The following is an 18,489-nucleotide window of genomic DNA, read 5'->3' as shown; positions in this document are numbered from 1 at the left end:
CGATTGTCAGGCGGCAAGCGGCCGCGCCTTCAGCCACAGGAACAATGGAATACGGTCCCAGTTGCGCAAGGCTGCCCATTGTGGCCCAGTGTCAGGCGTCGGCTCGACAAGCGAAGTAACGGCCAGCCCGGCACCTTCCAGCGCCGCGATGTAGTTCTGCAGCGGCTGCGACCAACCGGCAAAGCGCATGCGCAAGCCGTCCCGCTCCTCCGCGCCTTCGAAATGCTCGCGGCCGAAATAAGTGCCATCGACCACGAAAGGCGTATCCGGACGCTCGCGGTCGAAATGGCCGCGATCGGCAAAAGGGTGCACAATCGAGACAAACAGCGTACCGGACGGACGTAGAACCCTGCGCATTTCCTTCACCGCTGCGGGGACATCGTCGACATCCATCAGCATGTTGTAGGCCATGACGAAATCGAAGCTGGCTGGCTCGAACGGTAGAGCCGTGGCCGGCGCGACCTCGTAGCGGTCAGCTGAATCGGCCTCCCTTGCGGCAGCGACAAAAGCTTCGACTGTATCCGTCGCAGTCACACGATACCCGCATTCCTTGAGCAATCGCGAAACGCGCCCCTCGCCGCAGCCGACCTCCAGCGCGTCGCCAGCACCTTTGCCGATGAATTCGCGCAAGGCCGGCCGGTAGGCCCAGAACGCGTCATGGTTGGGCGCGCGGGCCCATTCGATCCACTCGGAGGCGACATCGGACCAATGTTCGTGATCTTTCCTGGGGTTGGTCATGAGGGCTCCATGTTTCGAGACGAAACGGCCCTGATGGCTCATTCGTATAGCCCGTACAACGTCCAACTTCGGCTCGCCGCTATTCCAGCAGTCGCGCATCGCCATTTGGCAAGGCTGCCTCGCCGGCTCGCGCCAAGCACAACCCTGTCGCTGTTCGTCAGTCCCCGGGTTTCTTCTTGCCGGTCAACAGGGCGTAGACGGCCATGGAGTGGCCATGACCGAGATCATAGTCCGTCTTCAGCCATTCGATGATCTGTCCCGCCTTGACGCCAGGCTTGAGCTTTCCGCCTTCCGAAAAGCCCTTTGCATCGGCCAGACGCATCAGGTCGTCCGGCCCTTGGTCAGTCTTGTTCTTGATCGTATCGAGATAGGCCTGGAAAGACATGATCGTCTCCGGTTATTGGGACGGCGGAATATGAGATGCCCTGACGCGGGTCGCAATGATCATGATCTTGGACCTCCAATTCCCGCGAGGGGTGATTTCGGTGACGGATTGCCGCTGCCCAGCCTGTCAGGGTTGTGTTCCAGCCAAATTCCTGTATAGACGCGCGCAATCTGCCGGTCCCAGCTGGGGGCTGAACGGAGGGCCGGAGGTTTCTTATGGAACCGCCGTGTGGAGCGAAAACGCTTCCGCCTCCCGTGTCTCCGCTCTCGACCGTCTCGTCATGCTCCTTTCTTCTCCGCTTTGCGGATCTAGAGAAGTTGCAGAGGCTTTAGCCGCCGGGAACCGACAGAGAAACGAAGAAAGGCAAGACAAATGGCTCTTTACGAACATGTGTTCCTTGCCCGGCAGGATCTGTCGCAGCAGCAGGTCGATGAGCTCATTGAACGTTTCAAGGGCGTCATCTCCGCAGGCGGCGGCTCGGTTGGCCGGGTCGAGAACTGGGGACTGAAGTCCCTCACCTACCGGGTCAAGAAGAACCGGAAGGCATATTACACGCTTATGGACCTGACCTGCCCGCCGGCAGCGCTCAGCGAAATGGAGCGCCAGATGGGTCTGTCGGAAGACGTCCTGCGCTTCCTGACCATTAAGGTCGAGAAGCACGAGGAAGGCGCTTCGGCAATGATGCAGAAGCGCGAAGAGCGTTCCGAGCGTGGTGGCTTCGGCGACCGTGACCGCGGCGATCGTGGTCCGCGTTCGTTCGGCGACCGCGGCGATCGTGGTCCGCGCTCATTCGGCGACCGTGACGGTGGCGATCGTGGTCCGCGTCCGCAGCGCAGCTTTGAAGGGGGTGCAGAATAATGGTCGACATCAACCAGATCCCGACCCGGCGCCCGTTCCATCGCCGCCGCAAGACCTGCCCGTTCTCCGGCGCCAACGCCCCGAAGATCGACTACAAGGACGTGCGTCTGCTGCAGCGCTACATTTCCGAGCGCGGCAAGATCGTGCCGTCGCGCATCACCGCCGTCAGCCAGAAGAAGCAGCGCGAACTCGCCCAGGCGATCAAGCGCGCCCGCTTCCTCGGCCTGCTGCCCTACGTGGTCCGCTAAACAGCTTTCCCGCGGGCGGCAACGCCCGCGGGTTTTCCCCGGCAGTGATGGGCACAGCCGGCGGCTCTAAAATCCCGAGTTGGGCAGACAGGCCCTAACTGCCTCGACAGGCAGGACAGCGAAACCGGTGCTAGGCACCCTTCTCTTCCTGACTGTCTCCCGAACGGCGTCGATTGCGACGCAGATGGAGAAAACAATGGAAGTCATTCTTCTCGAACGCATTTCCCGCCTCGGCCAGATGGGTGACACCGTCAAGGTCAAGGACGGCTTCGCCCGCAACTTCCTGCTGCCGCAGGGCAAGGCGCTGCGCGCCAACGAAGCCAACAAGAAGAAGTTCGAAGGTCAGCGCGCCCAGTTGGAAGCCCGCAACCTCGAGCGTAAGTCCGAAGCCCAGCAGGTCGCCGACAAGCTCGACGGCAAGAGCTTCATCATCGTGCGTTCGGCTGGCGAAACCGGTCAGCTCTACGGTTCGGTCTCGACCCGCGATATCGCTGATCTGCTGACCGCTGAAGGCTTCACGGTTGGCCGCAACCAGGTTGAGCTGAACCACCCGATCAAGACCATCGGTCTGACCAATGTGGCGATCGCACTGCACCCGGAAGTCGAAGTCACCGTGACGCTCAACATCGCGCGTTCGTCCGAAGAGGCCGAGCGTCAGTCCAAGGGCGAGACGCTCACCACCGCCGAAGCCATCTATGGCGACGACATCAATGAGAACGCCCGTCCGGACAGCTTCTTCGATCCGAATGCGGAGTTCGAAGGCGACGAAGAAAACGCCTGATCATTGGAGCGTCGCGCATCCATTCGGACGCGCACAGGACATTCCAACACTTTTGAACCGCACGCATCAGTCCGAGCAATCGATTACGATCCTTGAGCCGATGCATTAGCGATCTGCCATAAAGCCAGCCTCGTTGCTGGATCAAAAAACCGGGCCTGGTGCCCGGTTTTTTTATGCCAATCGGAACTTTTCGACGCGTCCGCCTTTTTTGAAGGATTGGACAGCAGTGCTGTCACTATCGTTCTTTGAGGGCACATCATGAATGTTATTCTGGAACGCATTGCCGAACGCGTTGTCCGCAGAGGCAATCTGGCCATCACCGGGCCCAATGGGGCAACCCGGACCTTTGGCGACGGCACCGGCCCGAAAGTGCATATGGTCATCCATACGCGCCACGCCGAACGCGCCATCACATTGCACCCTTCCCTGGCCATTCCCGAAGCCTTCATGGAAGAGGAACTCGATTTCGTTGAAGGCGACGTGCTGTCCTTCCTGCACCTTGTCTATCAGAACACCGGAATTTCCTGGATCGAATCGACCTGGGGCAAGTTGCTCAATTCAGCAAGGCTGACCGTCCGCCCGCTGCAGCAGCTCAACAACGCCCGGCAGTCGCGTCGGAACGTCGCGCACCACTACGACCTGTCGGGTGATCTCTACAAACTCTTCCTCGACGAGGACATGCAGTATTCGTGCGCCTATTTCGAGCGGCCAGACATGACACTGGAAGAAGCGCAGCTTGCCAAGAAACGGCACATCGCCGCCAAACTGAAGGTGCGGCCGGGACAGACCGTGCTCGACATCGGTTCCGGATGGGGCGGGCTCGGCCTCTACATTGCCGAGGCCTTCGAAGCGGATGTACTCGGTGTGACGCTTTCCACCGAGCAACATCAGGTTTCGACAGATCGAGCCCATGCCCAGGGCCTCGACCGGCATGTCCATTTCGAGCTGCGCGACTATCGTGACCTGTCCGAGCGCTTCGACCGCATCGTGTCGGTCGGCATGTTCGAACATGTCGGTATCAACCACTACAAGACCTTCTTCGACAAGACTGCGAAACTGCTCAAGCCGGACGGCGTGATGCTCCTGCACACGATTGGCCGGACCGGCCCCGCCACCACCACCAACGCCTTCATCCGCAAGCATATCTTCCCGGGCGGCTATATCCCCGCACTTTCGGAGGTCATGCCGCACATCGAGCGCTCAGGCCTGGCTGTCACCGACGTCGAGATTCTGAGGCTGCACTATGCCGACACGTTGAAGCATTGGCGCGAGCGCTTCCTCGCCAACCGCGACAAGGTCAAGGCGATCTATGACGAGCGCTTCTGCCGCATGTGGGAGTTCTACCTGTCCGGCTCCGAAGCCTCCTTCCGCTGGCAGGATCTCGTGGTCTTCCAGATCCAGCTCGCGCACAAGAACGACGTACTGCCGGTGACGCGCGACTACATCGGCAAATGCGAAAAAGCACTCGAAGTGCGCGATGCACCGCAGAAGCCGCTGTTCGCCAAGCCGCCACGGCGCCGCAAGGTGAAGGAATAGACGCAAGTATTTCCCTGCCTGGCATCTTACCGGGCTGATGCCATGGCTATCGAGATGGACTAAGAGAGGAGGATGAACATCCTCCTCTTTGTCGTTGCGGCTGTGGCCGAAATTGCAGGCTGTTTTTCGTTCTGGGCCTGGTGGCGACTGGAGAAATCGCCGCTGTGGCTGCTGCCTGGCCTTGCCTCGTTGATCGCCTTCGCCTGGCTGCTGGCGCTGGCGCCCACCGACGCCGCCGGACGCGCCTATGCGGCCTATGGCGGCATCTACATTGCCGCATCCCTGCTCTGGCTGTGGCTGGCCGAAGGCGTTCGACCTGACCGATGGGATATCGTTGGCGCCGTGATCTGCGTGGCGGGAGCATCGGTGATCCTGTTCGCGCCGAGGAGCGTCTGAGCATGGAACTGCCCACAGAACTGCGACAAGCCGTCGAGCAATTGCTGGACAAGGTGCCGCTGGCAACCTTGAAACAGGCTTCCCGGACGCTTTCCGACCGCTATCGCGCGGAGATCCGCGACGGACGTCTGCATATGGGCGACGACATCGCCGCCAGGGCCTATCTCGCCACCCGGCTGCCCGCCACCTATGCCGCGGTCCGCACCAGCCTTGGGGTACTCGCCGACACGCAGCCGGATTTCGCCCCGAGGACGATGCTCGACATCGGCGCAGGCCCAGGAACGGTGCTGTGGGCAGCAGCCGATCTGTGGTCATCAATCGATTCTGCGACGTTGCTGGAAGCCAGCAATGCGGCTCGAAAGGTGGGACAGACGCTTGCAGCCAACATGAACACGCCGCCGCAAATCCGCTGGCAGGGAGGCGACGTCACCATCGACCTGGCCGACATGCCGGCTGCCGACCTCGTCACCATGGCCTATGTCATGGACGAAATCGCACCGGCATCATTGCCCCGGCTGATCGAACGCCTCTGGCAACTTACCGCCGACACGCTGCTCGTCGTCGAACCGGGCACACCAGCCGGCTGGCGGCGCATTCTCGATGCAAGGGCAAAGCTGATCGCCCTCGGCGCCTTTGTCGCCGCTCCCTGCCCACATCATGCGCCCTGCCCGCTGGTCTCTCCGGATTGGTGCCATTTTTCACGGCGAGTCGCCCGCTCGCGCCTGCACCGGCTGGCCAAGGAGGCAGATGTGCCCTGGGAAGACGAGAAATTCATCTATCTGGCGGCGTCGCGCACGCCGCAAGCCGCGCGTCATGCGCGCGTGCTGGCGCCGCCGAAAGCCGGTTCGGGCAAGGTCGCGCTGAAGTTGTGCCAGCCCGACGGCGTGGTGACAGAGAGGCTTTTCACGAAACGTGACGGCGAAGCCTTCAAAGTGGCGCGCCGCCTGGACTGGGGCGATGCTCTCGACCTCGAATCCGCCTGACCACACCACTGGTTCTTGATATGTTCCTGTTGTTCGGTTAGGCTTTATACCCCATCGAGTCAATCGGATTCGGGGCGCTGGAATATCGTCCTGTGGACGATGAAGCCGTTCTGTGAATCACGGGCATGTTTGGTCGTTCTGGGCATCTGGACGAACCGCGGCCGTGATCCTTCTGCTAACGACACGACGGAATAAGTTGGGGATACCATGGCAGAGGCAGCTCTCAAGTTCGGCACGGCGGAAACACCGCTCTATCGCGAAGCCCCCAACAACATCGAGGCCGAACAGGCTCTGCTTGGCGCCATCCTCGTCAATAACGACGCCTTCTACCGCGTCTCCGATTTCCTCAAATCCGCGCATTTCTACGAGCCGCTGCATCGCAAGATCTTCGAGGTCGCGGCGGAGTTGATCCGCATGGGCAAGATGGCCACCCCGGTGACCGTCAAGACCTTCCTGCCGGCGGACGAAAAGGTCGGCGACATGACCGTGGCGCAATATCTCGCCAGACTCGCCGCCGAAGCCGTAACCGTCATCAACGCCTCCGACTACGGCCGTGCCATCTATGATCTGGCCACCCGCCGCGCGCTGATCACCGTCGGCGAGGACATGGTCAACATCGCCTATGATGCGCCCGTCGACATGTCTCCGGCCGAGCAGATCGAGGACGCCGAGCGGCGCCTGTTCGAGCTGGCCGAGACCGGCCGCTACGATGGTGGCTTCGAGGCCTTTACCGATGCCGTCAAAACTGCGGTCGACATGGCCAATGCCGCCTATATGCGCGATGGCCATTTGTCCGGCATCTCCACCGGCCTGCGCGACGTCGACCGCAAACTCGGCGGCCTGCAGCCTTCCGACCTGATTATCCTTGCTGGCCGCCCAGCCATGGGCAAGACCTCGCTGGTCACCAACATCGCCTTCAACATCGCCGAGGCCTACCAGCCGGCGCAGCAGGCCGACGGGTCGTACAAGGCCGCCAATGGCGGGGTGGTCGGCTTCTTCTCGCTGGAAATGTCGTCGGAACAGCTGGCGACCCGTATCATCTCGGAGCAGACCGAAATCTCGTCGTCGAAGATCCGCCGCGGCGAGATCACCGAGTCCGATTTCGAAAAGCTGGTCGCCTGCGCACAGACCATGCAGAAGATCCCGCTCTTCATCGACGCAACCGGCGGCATCTCGATCGCCCAGCTCGCCGCGCGTGCGCGACGCCTGAAACGTCAGCGCGGCCTGGAAGTCATCGTCATCGACTACGTGCAGCTGATGCAGGGCAGTGCCAAGTCATCGCAGAACCGCGTGCAGGAAATCACCGAAATCACCACCGGCCTGAAGGCGCTGGCCAAGGAACTCAACGTTCCCATCATCGCACTGTCGCAGCTGTCGCGTCAGGTCGAAAGCCGCGACGACAAACGCCCGCAGCTGTCGGACCTTCGCGAATCGGGCTCGATCGAGCAGGACGCGGACGTGGTGCTTTTCGTCTATCGCGACGAGTATTACCTGCAGAACAAGCAGCCCGAGGAAGGCACGCCGGAATATGAGGACTGGCGGATCAAATTCGACAAGGTGAAAGGCAAGGCAGAACTCATCATCGCCAAGCAGCGTCACGGCCCCACCGGCACGGTCGAGCTTGCATTCGAGGGCCAATACACCCGCTTCTCCGACCTCGCGGAGGAGCATCAGCTGCCCGAGAGGTTCGAGTAACCTCTTGATCCGCGTCTCGGCATCCCTGTTCAATATTCATGGCTAAATCGCGCGTTCAGTTCATCTGCCAGAACTGCGGTACCGTGCACCAGCGCTGGGCGGGCAAATGCGATGCCTGCGGCGAATGGAACACGCTGATCGAGGAAGGCACCGCCGGCGGCATCGGCTCGGGGCCTGCATCGCTGAAGAGCGCCCGCAAGGGCCGCGCCGTGGCGCTGACGACGTTGTCGGGTGACATCGAGGATGCACCGCGCATTGCCTCCGGCATCGGTGAGCTGGATCGTGCTACCGGCGGCGGCTTCGTGCGCGGCTCGGCGCTGCTGGTCGGAGGCGATCCGGGCATTGGCAAATCGACGCTGCTTACCCAGGCGGCGGCAGCGCTCGCCCGCCAGGGCCATCGCATCGTCTACGTGTCGGGCGAAGAAGCCGTCGCGCAGATCAGGCTGCGCGCGCAGCGGCTGGGTGCCGCCTCGGCACCGGTGGAACTCGCCGCCGAGACCAATGTCGAGGATATCCTGGCCACGATCGCCGATGGCAAACGGCCCGATCTCGTCATCATCGATTCGATCCAGACCTTGTGGACGGACTTAGCCGAATCGGCACCGGGAACCGTCACGCAGGTGCGTGCCGCGGCCCAGGCGATGATCCGCTACGCGAAATCCACAGGTGCTGCGGTGGTGCTCGTCGGGCACGTGACCAAGGAAGGCCAGATCGCAGGACCGCGTGTCGTCGAGCACATGGTCGACGCCGTTCTCTATTTCGAAGGCGAAGGCGGCCACCACTTCCGCATTCTGCGCACGGTGAAGAATCGCTTCGGTCCAACCGACGAGATCGGCGTGTTCGAAATGTCGGACAAGGGGTTGCGGGAAGTCGCCAACCCTTCCGAACTTTTCCTCGGTGAAAGGCACGCAAAGTCGCCCGGCGCCGCGGTTTTCGCTGGAATGGAAGGCACTCGACCCGTGCTGGTCGAAATCCAGGCTCTCGTCGCGCCCTCTTCTCTCGGCACGCCGCGCCGTGCCGTCGTCGGCTGGGACGGCGCGCGGCTGTCGATGATCCTGGCCGTTCTGGAAGCGCATTGCGGCGTCCGTTTCGGTCAGCACGATGTCTACCTGAACGTCGCCGGCGGCTACCGCATTTCGGAGCCAGCCGCAGACCTCGCGGTGGCCGCGGCGCTCGTGTCCTCGCTCACCGGTCTTGCCCTTCCCGCCGATTGCGTCTATTTCGGCGAAATCAGCCTTTCTGGCGCCGTGAGGCCGGTTGCACATGCGCAACAGCGTCTCAAGGAAGCTGAAAAGCTGGGCTTCGGAAGCGCAGTCCTGCCTGTGGGCAGCGAGGAAATTGCCGGGGGAATAGGCGCCGGCGCTTTCCAGCCTACCGAGCTCGCAGATCTCGTGGCGCGCATTGCCGGCACCCGCCGCAGCCGCGCCGCCGAGGACTAGCGCATCGGCCCGAAAATCGGTTTCGGTTTTCGGAAAGCATGATGCGTAGCTTAGAAGTGTTAGAGCGTCCTTTGCGCATCCATTCGGACGCGCGGCGCTCTAATGACAGGGCATATGGAGTAGGCGCAGGACATGCCGATTACGCTTCTGGACGGGATTCTCGCCGGCTTCACCCTAGTTTCCGCAATGCTCGCCATGGTGCGAGGCTTCTCTCGCGAGGTGCTGTCGATCGCATCCTGGGCGGCAGCGGCGGTTGCAGCCTATCTGTTCTACAAGCCTGTCATTCCCTACGTTCAGCCCTATATCGACAATGAAAAGATCGCGATGGGCGCTGCCGCCGGTATCGTCTTCATCATTGCGCTGATCATCGTGTCGATCATCACCATGAAGATCGCCGACTGGATCATCGATTCCAGGGTCGGCGCGCTCGATCGCACGCTGGGCTTCCTCTACGGCGCCGCACGCGGCGTTCTGGTCGTTGCGGTCGGCCTGATGTTCTTCAACTGGCTGGCTGGCGACAAGGCGCCGAACTGGGTTGCCGAATCGAAGTCGCGTCCGCTGCTGGAATCGATCGGCAAGTACATTGAAAGCGTGCTGCCGGAAGATCCGGAAAAGACGATCCTCAAGCAGCTCAACAAGAGTGGCGTCGTGCCTGAAGGCGGCACCGCAACGCCGCCCGCAGCCGGCGAAGCGCCCGGTACGCAGGCTCCGGCCCCTGAAGGCACGGCGCCTGAGAACAACGAAGCGCCGGCACCGGACGACGAGGCCCCGGCCGACCAGCCGCCTGCCGGTGGCAATGCGCCGGCTACCAACAACTGACGATCGTGTGAAACGCCGCGTGAGCACATTGCTTTCGCGGCGTCATGGCCCTATATCGCGGTTTTAGCGGGCAAGAGGCTTCCGGCATGGCAGACGCAAACGACGTGCTTTGCGCCGAGGCAGATGACCACTTCCACGACGAATGTGGTGTCTTCGGTATTTTTGGCCGCCAGGATGCGGCCGCCATCGTCACACTTGGACTTCATGCCCTGCAGCATCGCGGCCAGGAGGCTGCGGGCATTGTCTCCTATGATGGCAGTCAGTTCCATGTCGAACGGCATGTCGGCCTGATTGGCGACACCTTCACCAAACAGTCGGTGATCGACCGGCTGCAGGGCAATCGTGCCATCGGCCACACACGCTATGCCACCACCGGCGGTGCTGGTTTGCGTAATGTCCAGCCCTTCTTCGCCGAACTTTCCACCGGCGGCCTCGCCATCGCCCACAACGGCAACATCACCAACGCGCTGACCGTGCAGCGCACGTTGCAGAAGCAGGGTTCGATCTTTTCCTCGACCTCCGATACCGAGACGATCCTGCATCTCGTCGCCACCTCCAAGGAACGCGACATCAATTCGCGCTTCATCGAGGCCATCCGCCAACTGGAGGGCGCCTTCTCGCTGGTGGCGCTGACCTCGAAGAAGTTGATAGGCGTCCGCGACCCGCTGGGCATCCGCCCGCTGGTGCTGGGCGATCTCGACGGTGCCTGGATCCTGGCTTCCGAGACTTGCGCCCTCGACATTATCGGCGCCCGCTTCGTGCGCGATATCAAGCCCGGTGAGATGGTCGTGATCACCACCAAGGGGATCGAGAGCCATTTCCCGTTCGAGCCGCAGAAGACGCGCTTCTGCATCTTCGAATATGTCTATTTTGCCCGTCCGGACTCTTCGGTCGAAGGCCGCAATGTCTATGATGTGAGAAAACGTATCGGCGCCGAGCTTGCCCGGGAAAATCCAGTGGGAGCCGACATCGTCGTGCCGGTGCCGGATTCCGGTACGCCAGCCGCGATCGGCTTTTCCCAGGAAGCCGGTATTCCGTTCGAACTCGGCATCATCCGTAATCATTATGTCGGCCGCACCTTCATTTCGCCGGGCGATTCCATTCGCCACATGGGCGTCAAGCTGAAGCACAACGCCAACCGCCGCATGATCGAGGGCAAGCGCGTGGTGCTGGTCGACGATTCGATCGTGCGCGGCACCACTTCGCAGAAGATCGTGCAGATGGTGCGGGATGCCGGCGCCAAGGAAGTGCACATGCGCATCGCTTCGCCGCCTACGCGTGCGTCCTGTTTCTACGGTGTCGACACTCCGGAAAAGTCGAAGCTGCTCGCTTCCCGCATGTCAGTCGAGGAGATGGCGGAATTCATCCGCGTCGACACGCTCGGCTTCCTCACCATCGAGGGACTCTACCGCGCCGTCGGCGAGGCCACCCGCAATGACGAGCAGCCGCAGTTCTGCGATGCCTGTTTCACCGGGCAATATCCGACACGCCTGCTCGACCATGAAGGCGCCGACAATGTGCGCACGTTGTCGCTGCTGGCGAGCGGCGGACAGTAAACCGGACACCCTGCTTCCGCATCAATCTGCGGAAGCAATCCGATCTTTCCACAAAAGCCCAACCTGCGCGGCCAATCGCTCGCCCGGTCCATGGACCGCGGCGAACAGAAGCCCGGCGAAGAAGGTGAAGTGGTCGACGAAGAAGCCGAATTCGGCTTGGTTGGCCTGCCAGCGCGACGGGCCATGGAAAGAGATGGCCAGGAAGATCACGTAGGCAGCCGCCAGCAGGGCTGCTTCCGAAAAGAAGGCGCCGGTCAGAAAGGCCAGCACCAGCCCGACCTCGAAGATAGCAGCCAACCAGGCCAGAAGCAGTGGAATCGGAAAACCCGCACCTGCGATATAGGCAGCCGTATCGGCCATTCCCGCAAACTTGAAGGTTGCAGCCATGGCGAAGGCACCGGCGAAGATCAGTCTTGCGACGAGAATTGCGACAGTTCGACCCATTGTTCCCTCCTTTGGATCCGGGTTTCATTTCCAAGGACGGTAGAGCAACGGCTCTCCCGACATCGCCATCCAAAACTCCTGCGACCATTCGTCGAAGCCACCGCCCGCAAGGACCCGCGGGGTTTCGTTCGCGCGGATTTCGTCCTATCTGGTCGCGCTGACCATTCTCGTCGTATTGGATGACCGCATGACCGCTACTCCCGACCTCACCGGCCGCCTCGCAGTCGTTACCGGCGCTTCGCGCGGCATCGGCTATTTCGTCGCCAAGCAGATGGCGGCTGCCGGGGCCCATGTCATCGCCGTGGCGCGAACCGTTGGCGGACTTGAGGAACTGGATGACGAGATCAAGGCGGAGCACGCCAGGACTGGCAAGGGCGAAGCGACGCTGGTGCCGCTCGACCTCGCCGACATGGCCGGCATCGACCGGCTGGGCGGCGCGATCCATGAACGCTGGGGCAAGCTTGATATCCTGGTCGCCAATGCCGGCGTACTCGGCGTGATTGCTCCGATCGGCCATGTCGAAGCCAAGACCTTCGAGAAGGTGATCAACGTCAACGTCACCTCGACATGGCGCCTGATCCGCTCGGTTGACCCGCTGCTCAGGCTTTCCGATGCCGGCCGGGCCATCCTGCTCTCATCGGGGGCTGCGCATTCGGCGCGTGCCTTCTGGGCTCCCTATGCCGCGTCCAAGGCAGCAGTCGAAGCCATGGGCCGCTCCTGGGCGGATGAAACCCGCAACTCGCCGCTGCGCGTCAACATCGTCGATCCAGGCGCGACCCGCACCGCCATGCGCGCGCAGGCCGTGCCCGGCGAAAACCCCGATGCGTTGCCCCATCCTTCCGAGATCGCAGCGCGTATCGTGCCGCTGGCCAGCCCATCCATCACGGAAACCGGCATGATCTTCCAGGCCAAGCCCAACCGCTGGGTGTCGTACCAGATGCCGGCCTGAGGCCAAACAAAGCTACGGTTGCGGGATGAATCCCTTCGCCGGTATCGTTGCTCTCGGTGAGGGCGTCCAACCGGGAGGAATATCATGCGCAAACTGCTTTTCTTGTCCATGACTGCGGTCCTGCTCACTGCAGGGACCGCCTACGCACAAGACAAGACGATGAGTTTCTTCGTCACCAGCGTTGGTTCCGGCAAGGGCGCCGATCTCGGCGGGCTGGCCGGCGCGGATGCCCATTGCGGCAAACTGGCCGAGGCCGCAGGCGTGACCGGCAAGACCTGGCATGCCTATCTGTCGACCAAGGATACCGACGCGCGCGACCGTATCGGCAAGGGCCCATGGGTCAACGCCAAGGGCGAGAAGATCGCCGATGACGTCGCGTCACTGCATGGCGACAAGAACAACCTCACCAAGCAGACGGCACTCAACGAAAAGGGCGAGGTCATCAACGGACGCGGCGACAAGCCGAACCGCCACGATATCCTGACCGGCTCGAACCCGGACGGCACCAAGGCTGCCGACAAGACCTGTGGCGACTGGACACTGAGCGGCGCGGATGGCGTTGCCCTCATGGGGCACTCCGACCGCACCGGTCTGGACGATTCGGCAGCCGCCAAATCCTGGAACTCGTCTCACGGCTCGCGTGGCGGCTGCAGCCAGGACGCGCTCAAAGGCACGGGCGGCGACGGTCTGTTTTATTGTTTCGCAGCCGAATGAGAGAATCCGCAGCAACGGTCAGGATCTAAGCCACACTTAAATCCAAGTTCGGTTGCTGTCTTCACTTTTGAAGGCAGTCGGCCCCGAAGGTTGATTCAGCTTTCGGGGCTATGTGTCATGGGCACGCTTTCGCGTGCAGCCAAGACTTGCTAGGTTCCGCCAACTCATTCATTCCCAATCCCAAAGTGAGGACTTTCCATGTCATCGACCGTTGCCCTGGTCTGGTATCTCGTCGTTGCCGGCCCGCAAGGCGGCATGGTTGTGCTGCCCAGCACCTTCGACAATCGCGAGCAGTGCGCGGCGGCTATCAGCGAATTCCAGAAGCAGCAGCCCGCGCCAACCGGCTGGACAGTCCAGTGCGTGCCGAGCGCCTCGCCTTATGCCGATATGGGTGACGACGAGCCTGGTGCCGAGCAGCAGCAACAGCAGCCAGCCGCACCCGCTCAGTAAAACCCCGCGCTACGGCGCAAAACTGCGCCAACGCAAGCATTTGTCTGGCTCAGCAGCGCCAAGGCAGCCTCTCGTGTAACCTGACGGTTGCGGAGGGGCCTGAAACAATGACGATTCGGGTTCGGCCGTGCATTCCATAGCCGAGCCCAAAATGACAGACGTCGTTCTCTCCGATACGCGCGAAAAAGTGCTGGCGGGCATCCTGCTGACCAGCCTGGCTTATCTGCTGTTCTCGCTGCAGGACGCGTCGATCAAACTGCTGGTGACGACTGCCACGGTCTGGCAGATCCTGTTCATCCGCAGTGCCACGATCCTGGTCGGCTGCCTTGCGATCGGTAGCCGTCAACTGATCGCCGATTCAGCGCGCTCACCGATCCTTAAATCCATGCTGCTGCGCAGCTTCCTCATCCTGGCGGCATGGCTTTGCTACTATACAGCCGCGAAAGACCTGCAGCTCGCTGAACTCACCACCATCTATTTCGCTGCCCCGATCATCGTGACAGCGCTTTCGATCGTGATCCTGGGAGAAAAAGTCCCGCTGCTGCGTTGGGCTGCCGTCCTGATGGGCTTCGGCGGTGTCTTCGTTGCCTGTGATCCCGCCAGCCTCGGCTTCTCGCTACCCGTTTTGCTGGTCTTGGCGGCGGCATGCTTCTGGGGTCTGTCCATCGTGCTCCTCAGCAAGGTCGCCTCGCAGGAGCGCACCACAGTGCAGCTCGTTCTCAACAACGGGTTCTTCCTGGTGATAGCCGGAATTCCATTGTTTTGGACCTGGCAGACACCGGGCTGGCAGGAGCTTCTGCTGATGATCGCCGTCGGCGCCCTCGGCGGGCTCGGTCAGTACTTCCTGTTCGAGGGCATGAAGCGGGCGCCGATCTCCATCATCGCCCCGTTCGAATACACCGCCTTGCTCTGGGCCTTCGCGCTTGGGTTCCTGATCTGGGGCGACGTGCCGCGTGACGCCGTGTTTGTCGGAGCAGCCATCATCGTGCTTGCCGGTCTTGTCATCGTCGCCAGCGAGCGCTTCCGCAAACCCGCAGCCTGAGACTGCCGATTCCTGTCAGAGTGTTGTCAGGAGCCTAGCGCTATTGTGATCTCGCGGGAGGGACCTATGGCGCATACCAATGAAGCCGAAAGAAACAGGGCATTGGGCATACTGCTGGTGTCCGCCTCGGCAGTCGTGTTCGGCCTCACCGGCGCACTCACCAAATCGATTTCGGCCGATGCATTGACCGTAACCTGCTGGCGCGGACTGGTCGGCTTCTTATTGATTGGCGCCTATGTGTGCTGGCGACCAGCCAGGATCGGCCAGCGCCCCAATCTACGGCTTGGCTGGCGCGGCTGGCTGCTGGCCGTTGAAGGCGCCGCCGCCAGCATCGCCTTCATCGCGGCTTTCAAATTCACCTATGTCGCCAATGTGGCGGTGATCTATGCGACGGCCCCTTTCGTGACCGCTCTGCTCGCCTGGGCCCTGGTGCGCGAGCTGTTCCGATTGCCCACGGCGGCTGCCGCTATCCTTTCGCTCGTTGGCGTTGCCACTATGGTGCATTCCGGCCTCGGTTCCGGCAATCTGTTCGGCGATGGGCTGGCGCTGGTGATGACGATCGGCAGTGCACTCTACATTATCATGGTCCGCGCTTTCCGCGACACACCGGTGGTATGGGCCGGAGCGATCTCATCACTGCTTTTGTTCATCTTCGGGTGGTTCGTCACCGACCCGCTGGCGATCACCGGTCAGGATGCCATTCTCCTTGCCGTTTTCGGCACCTCATTCGCCCTCGCCTCGGTGCTGTGGACAGAAGGCAGCCGGCTGATTCCTGCCCCGGAATCAGCGCTGCTTGGTGCTGCCGAAATTCCAGCCGCTGTGCTGTTCGCATGGCTTTTCCTGGCAGAAGTACCGCCGGCCGCCAGCTTGCTTGGCGGTGGCGTGGTGCTCACGGCAGTGCTCTCGCATGGCCTGAATGACTGGCTCACCACCCGGCACAAGACGGAAATTTCCACAGCTCAGGCGGCAAAATAATCACGCTGTCATGGAACCATCATAGAGCCCAAGCATTATTTGGGTGCGGGCCATGCTCTAGTCCCCCAACCCCTCGGCCCGTCCCCTCCAGCCGACCTCCAGGTCGGCTTTTTCTTGCTCCGTGTCATCTGCTGTGCCTCATTGACCTTGGCAGGACTTCCGCTAGGTTCTGCCCGGTGTGATCGGCAAGCTTCGACACATGGCACGGAGCGTCCATGCGGGCGTGCGACACCCTGAATAGCATTGGGAGTGACGCGGTATGATCCTCGGCGTTGGCTTGTTCGCCGCTGTTGCGATTGCCTGGCTGTTGATTGCAGCCATCGAGAAATTTCGCCTCGGCCTCAGCTTCGCGCAGGCGTTTCTCTACACGCCTTTCAAGCTCGCCTACCGCGTGGCCGATCATAAGCTCAAGATCGCCCGCGGCGCCGAGGCGCCGGTCATTTACGCGATCGTCCACCAATCGAAGCTCGACCCGGCACTGATGCTGTCGCTGCTGCCGGAGGACACGCTGCATATTCTCGATGAAGCCTCCGCACGTTCATTCTGGCTGGAACCCTGGCGAGAACTGGCCCGCACCATCGCCTTCAACGCCGAACACGTTTTCGTCAGCCGACGGCTGGTGCGTGTCCTGAAGGGGCGCGGGCGCCTCGCCGTCTATTTCCCGGACGCCATCGAACCGGAGGTGAAATCCTTCCGGCTGTACCGCGCGGTCTCCCGTATCGCCTTGCAGGCGGATGCCCGCATCGTGCCGATCTTCGTCGGCGGCGCGCGCTGGCTGCCGACGTCGCTGACGCCAGCGGATCAAGCGCCGCGCAAGCTGCTTCCAAAGCTTTCGGTCAGCGTACTGCCCCCACTGACGCTCGATGAACTGGCCGCACGCGATGGGGAGCCCGCCAGAAATCGTGGCAATGCGCTGTTCGACTACGCCGCGGAGGCGCGTTTCGGCGCCACCGACCTCAGCCGCAGCCTGTTCCAGTCGATCCGCGATGCTTCCGACCGCTTCGGCGCTTCGCATCCGATCGTCGAAGACGTCGACGGCGCTCTCGGCTATCGCAACCTTTTCGCCGGCGCACGCGTCTTGGGTCATCGGGTGGAAGCATGCACGGCACCGGGCGAAGCCGTAGGCCTTCTCCTGCCGAACTCAACCGGCCTGGCGACCGCGCTGCTTGGGCTGTGGTCGGCGAATCGGGTGGCGGCGATGATCAACCACACCGCAGGTCCCGCCAATGTGACCTCCGGCGTGCGAACCGCAGTGATCCGCACGGTGATCTCCTCCCGTGCCTTCGTCGAGAAGGCTGCGTTATCCGATGTCGTCATGGCCGCCGAGGAGGGTGGAGCGCGACTGCTTTGGCTGGAAGACATCCAGGAAAACACCTCGGCATTCGAGAAACTGGCTGCTGGCTTGTTCTGGCGCCGGCCATTGCAGGCCCAGGATGCGGACAAACCGGCCGTCATCCTCTTCACTTCCGGATCAGAGGGCACTCCGAAGGCCGCGGTGCTCTCCAACCGCAATCTGCTGGCCAATGCCATGCAGGCGGAGTCACGCATCACGATTTCGCCAAAGGACACACTCTTCAACGTGCTGCCGGCATTCCATTCCTTCGGCCTGACCGGCGGCACCATCCTGCCGCTGCTGACCGGGGTGAAGGCGGTTCTCTATCCCTCGCCACTGCACTACAAGCTCATTCCCGAAATGGCCCGCAAGGCGCGACCGAGCATCATGTTCGGTACAGATACCTTCCTGGCCAACTATGCGCGCAACGCCAGCGAAGGTGATTTTTCGAGCCTGCGCTTCATCGTGGCGGGTGCGGAACCGGTGAAGCCGGAAACACGACGCATCTACCGCGAGCGCTTCCAGGCCGAAATCATCGAGGGTTTCGGGCTGACGGAAGCCGCGCCCGTGGTGGCGGTCAATACCGCCATTCACAATCGCGAAGGCACCGTTGGCAGGTTGCTGCCCGCGATCCGCATGCGGCTCGAACCTGTCGAAGGCACCAAGGATGGCGGCAGGCTCTGGCTGGACGGCCCCAATATGATGATGGGCTACATCACCGAGGACCGGCCGGGTGAGTTGCGGCCGCTCGAAGGCTGGCACGATACCGGTGACATCGTCTCCGTCGACCGCGATGGTTTCATCGCAATTCGTGGCCGCGCCAAGCGCTTCGCCAAGGTCGCCGGAGAGATGGTGTCGCTCGGCGCGGTCGAAATGCTGGTTCAATCGCTGTGGCCGGAGGACCATCATGCCGTGGTGGCCGTCCCCGACAAGCGGCGAGGCGAGCGCATCGTGCTGGTGACCACGGCCGACAGCGCTGAGCTCGAAGAACTGCGCAAACTCAACAAGGAAAAAGGCGCCGCTGAGCTGGCGATGCCGCAGGATATCATCAAAGTGGCCGCGCTGCCGGTCCTGGGCTCCGGCAAGACCGACTATGTCGCGGCGCGAAAGCTGGCAATGGAGCAGTTGGGCCTCGCCGCCTAACTTCT

19 protein-coding genes are annotated in these 18,489 nt (G+C 62.0%); 16 read left to right on the top strand and 3 right to left on the bottom strand.

Translation table 11 applies throughout. The features are described from left to right. Nucleotides 1-6 precede the first annotated feature (6 nt). Both ACFWXH_RS03725 and ACFWXH_RS03720 read right to left on the bottom strand, forming a co-directional pair. Nucleotides 7-738 carry a class I SAM-dependent methyltransferase gene (locus tag ACFWXH_RS03725; RefSeq protein ID WP_379117631.1) on the bottom strand — a complete coding sequence of 244 codons (732 nt, stop codon included), beginning with the start codon at nt 736-738 and terminating at the stop codon, nt 7-9. A gap of 157 nt (nt 739-895) precedes the next feature. After that, nucleotides 896-1,123 carry a DUF4287 domain-containing protein gene (locus ACFWXH_RS03720; RefSeq protein WP_379117629.1) on the bottom strand — a complete coding sequence of 76 codons (228 nt, stop codon included), beginning with the start codon at nt 1,121-1,123 and terminating at the stop codon, nt 896-898. Nucleotides 1,124-1,495: 372 nt separating this feature from the next. On the opposite strand from ACFWXH_RS03720, the gene rpsF reads away from it, so the two are divergent. The 10 genes from rpsF to purF all read left to right on the top strand — a co-directional run bounded on the left by rpsF (nt 1,496) and on the right by purF (nt 11,434). Next, nucleotides 1,496-1,981, top strand: a complete 486-nt coding sequence (gene rpsF, locus ACFWXH_RS03715; protein ID WP_379117627.1) for a 30S ribosomal protein S6 — start codon at nt 1,496-1,498, stop codon at nt 1,979-1,981. After that, entirely contained in the window at nt 1,981-2,229 is a 249-nt protein-coding gene (gene rpsR / locus ACFWXH_RS03710) for a 30S ribosomal protein S18 (protein ID WP_024923879.1), read from the top strand. Before rpsF ends, rpsR begins: the two co-directional genes overlap by 1 nt. 196 nt (nt 2,230-2,425) lie before the next feature. Then, the gene (rplI, locus tag ACFWXH_RS03705; protein WP_054308746.1) at nt 2,426-3,010 is read left to right on the top strand and encodes a 50S ribosomal protein L9; all 585 of its coding nucleotides are present in this window, start codon (nt 2,426-2,428) and stop codon (nt 3,008-3,010) included. Between the two features lie 258 nt (nt 3,011-3,268). Then, nucleotides 3,269-4,546: a cyclopropane-fatty-acyl-phospholipid synthase family protein gene (locus tag ACFWXH_RS03700; RefSeq protein WP_054308747.1), complete on the top strand. Its 1,278-nt coding sequence runs from the start codon at nt 3,269-3,271 to the stop codon at nt 4,544-4,546. A 72-nt stretch (nt 4,547-4,618) separates the two neighbouring features. Further along, on the top strand, nt 4,619-4,942 hold the full coding sequence (locus ACFWXH_RS03695) for a YnfA family protein (RefSeq protein WP_379117624.1): 324 nt from the start codon (nt 4,619-4,621) through the stop codon (nt 4,940-4,942). Between the two features lie 2 nt (nt 4,943-4,944). Beyond that, the gene (locus tag ACFWXH_RS03690) at nt 4,945-5,925 is read left to right on the top strand and encodes a small ribosomal subunit Rsm22 family protein (RefSeq protein WP_379117622.1); all 981 of its coding nucleotides are present in this window, start codon (nt 4,945-4,947) and stop codon (nt 5,923-5,925) included. Between the two features lie 207 nt (nt 5,926-6,132). Next, a complete protein-coding gene (locus ACFWXH_RS03685; RefSeq protein WP_379117620.1) occupies nt 6,133-7,620 on the top strand; it encodes a replicative DNA helicase in 1,488 nt (495 codons plus the stop codon). Nucleotides 7,621-7,658: 38 nt separating this feature from the next. Further along, nucleotides 7,659-9,059 carry a DNA repair protein RadA gene (gene radA / locus ACFWXH_RS03680; RefSeq protein WP_379117618.1) on the top strand — a complete coding sequence of 467 codons (1,401 nt, stop codon included), beginning with the start codon at nt 7,659-7,661 and terminating at the stop codon, nt 9,057-9,059. A gap of 132 nt (nt 9,060-9,191) precedes the next feature. Continuing rightward, complete coding sequence (locus ACFWXH_RS03675; protein ID WP_379117616.1) at nt 9,192-9,878, top strand: CvpA family protein; 687 nt, start codon at nt 9,192-9,194, stop codon at nt 9,876-9,878. An 86-nt stretch (nt 9,879-9,964) separates the two neighbouring features. Beyond that, entirely contained in the window at nt 9,965-11,434 is a 1,470-nt protein-coding gene (gene purF, locus ACFWXH_RS03670) for an amidophosphoribosyltransferase (protein ID WP_054308753.1), read from the top strand. A gap of 21 nt (nt 11,435-11,455) precedes the next feature. On the opposite strand, the gene ACFWXH_RS03665 is transcribed toward purF, so the two are convergent. Continuing rightward, nucleotides 11,456-11,878 carry a DoxX family protein gene (locus ACFWXH_RS03665; RefSeq protein WP_379117614.1) on the bottom strand — a complete coding sequence of 141 codons (423 nt, stop codon included), beginning with the start codon at nt 11,876-11,878 and terminating at the stop codon, nt 11,456-11,458. A 187-nt stretch (nt 11,879-12,065) separates the two neighbouring features. Between ACFWXH_RS03665 and ACFWXH_RS03660 the strand changes: the two genes are divergently transcribed. From ACFWXH_RS03660 to ACFWXH_RS03635, 6 genes are all read left to right on the top strand, one after another. Further along, on the top strand, nt 12,066-12,827 hold the full coding sequence (locus tag ACFWXH_RS03660; RefSeq protein ID WP_379117612.1) for an SDR family NAD(P)-dependent oxidoreductase: 762 nt from the start codon (nt 12,066-12,068) through the stop codon (nt 12,825-12,827). A gap of 84 nt (nt 12,828-12,911) precedes the next feature. After that, nucleotides 12,912-13,541, top strand: a complete 630-nt coding sequence (locus ACFWXH_RS03655; protein WP_379117610.1) for a hypothetical protein — start codon at nt 12,912-12,914, stop codon at nt 13,539-13,541. A 198-nt stretch (nt 13,542-13,739) separates the two neighbouring features. Then, nucleotides 13,740-13,991 carry a hypothetical protein gene (locus ACFWXH_RS03650; protein ID WP_379117608.1) on the top strand — a complete coding sequence of 84 codons (252 nt, stop codon included), beginning with the start codon at nt 13,740-13,742 and terminating at the stop codon, nt 13,989-13,991. A gap of 151 nt (nt 13,992-14,142) precedes the next feature. Next, a complete protein-coding gene (locus ACFWXH_RS03645; RefSeq protein WP_379117606.1) occupies nt 14,143-15,033 on the top strand; it encodes a DMT family transporter in 891 nt (296 codons plus the stop codon). Between the two features lie 66 nt (nt 15,034-15,099). After that, complete coding sequence (locus tag ACFWXH_RS03640; protein WP_379117604.1) at nt 15,100-16,008, top strand: DMT family transporter; 909 nt, start codon at nt 15,100-15,102, stop codon at nt 16,006-16,008. A 259-nt stretch (nt 16,009-16,267) separates the two neighbouring features. After that, on the top strand, nt 16,268-18,484 hold the full coding sequence (locus ACFWXH_RS03635) for an AMP-binding protein (protein WP_379117602.1): 2,217 nt from the start codon (nt 16,268-16,270) through the stop codon (nt 18,482-18,484). Nucleotides 18,485-18,489 lie beyond the last annotated feature (5 nt).

The sequence above is a fragment of the Mesorhizobium sp. NPDC059054 genome, from assembly GCF_042739215.1.
Lineage (GTDB): Bacteria > Pseudomonadota > Alphaproteobacteria > Rhizobiales > Rhizobiaceae > Mesorhizobium.
The sequence above is the reverse complement of the archived record's forward strand: the minus strand, read 5'-3'. Positions and strand labels throughout refer to the sequence as shown.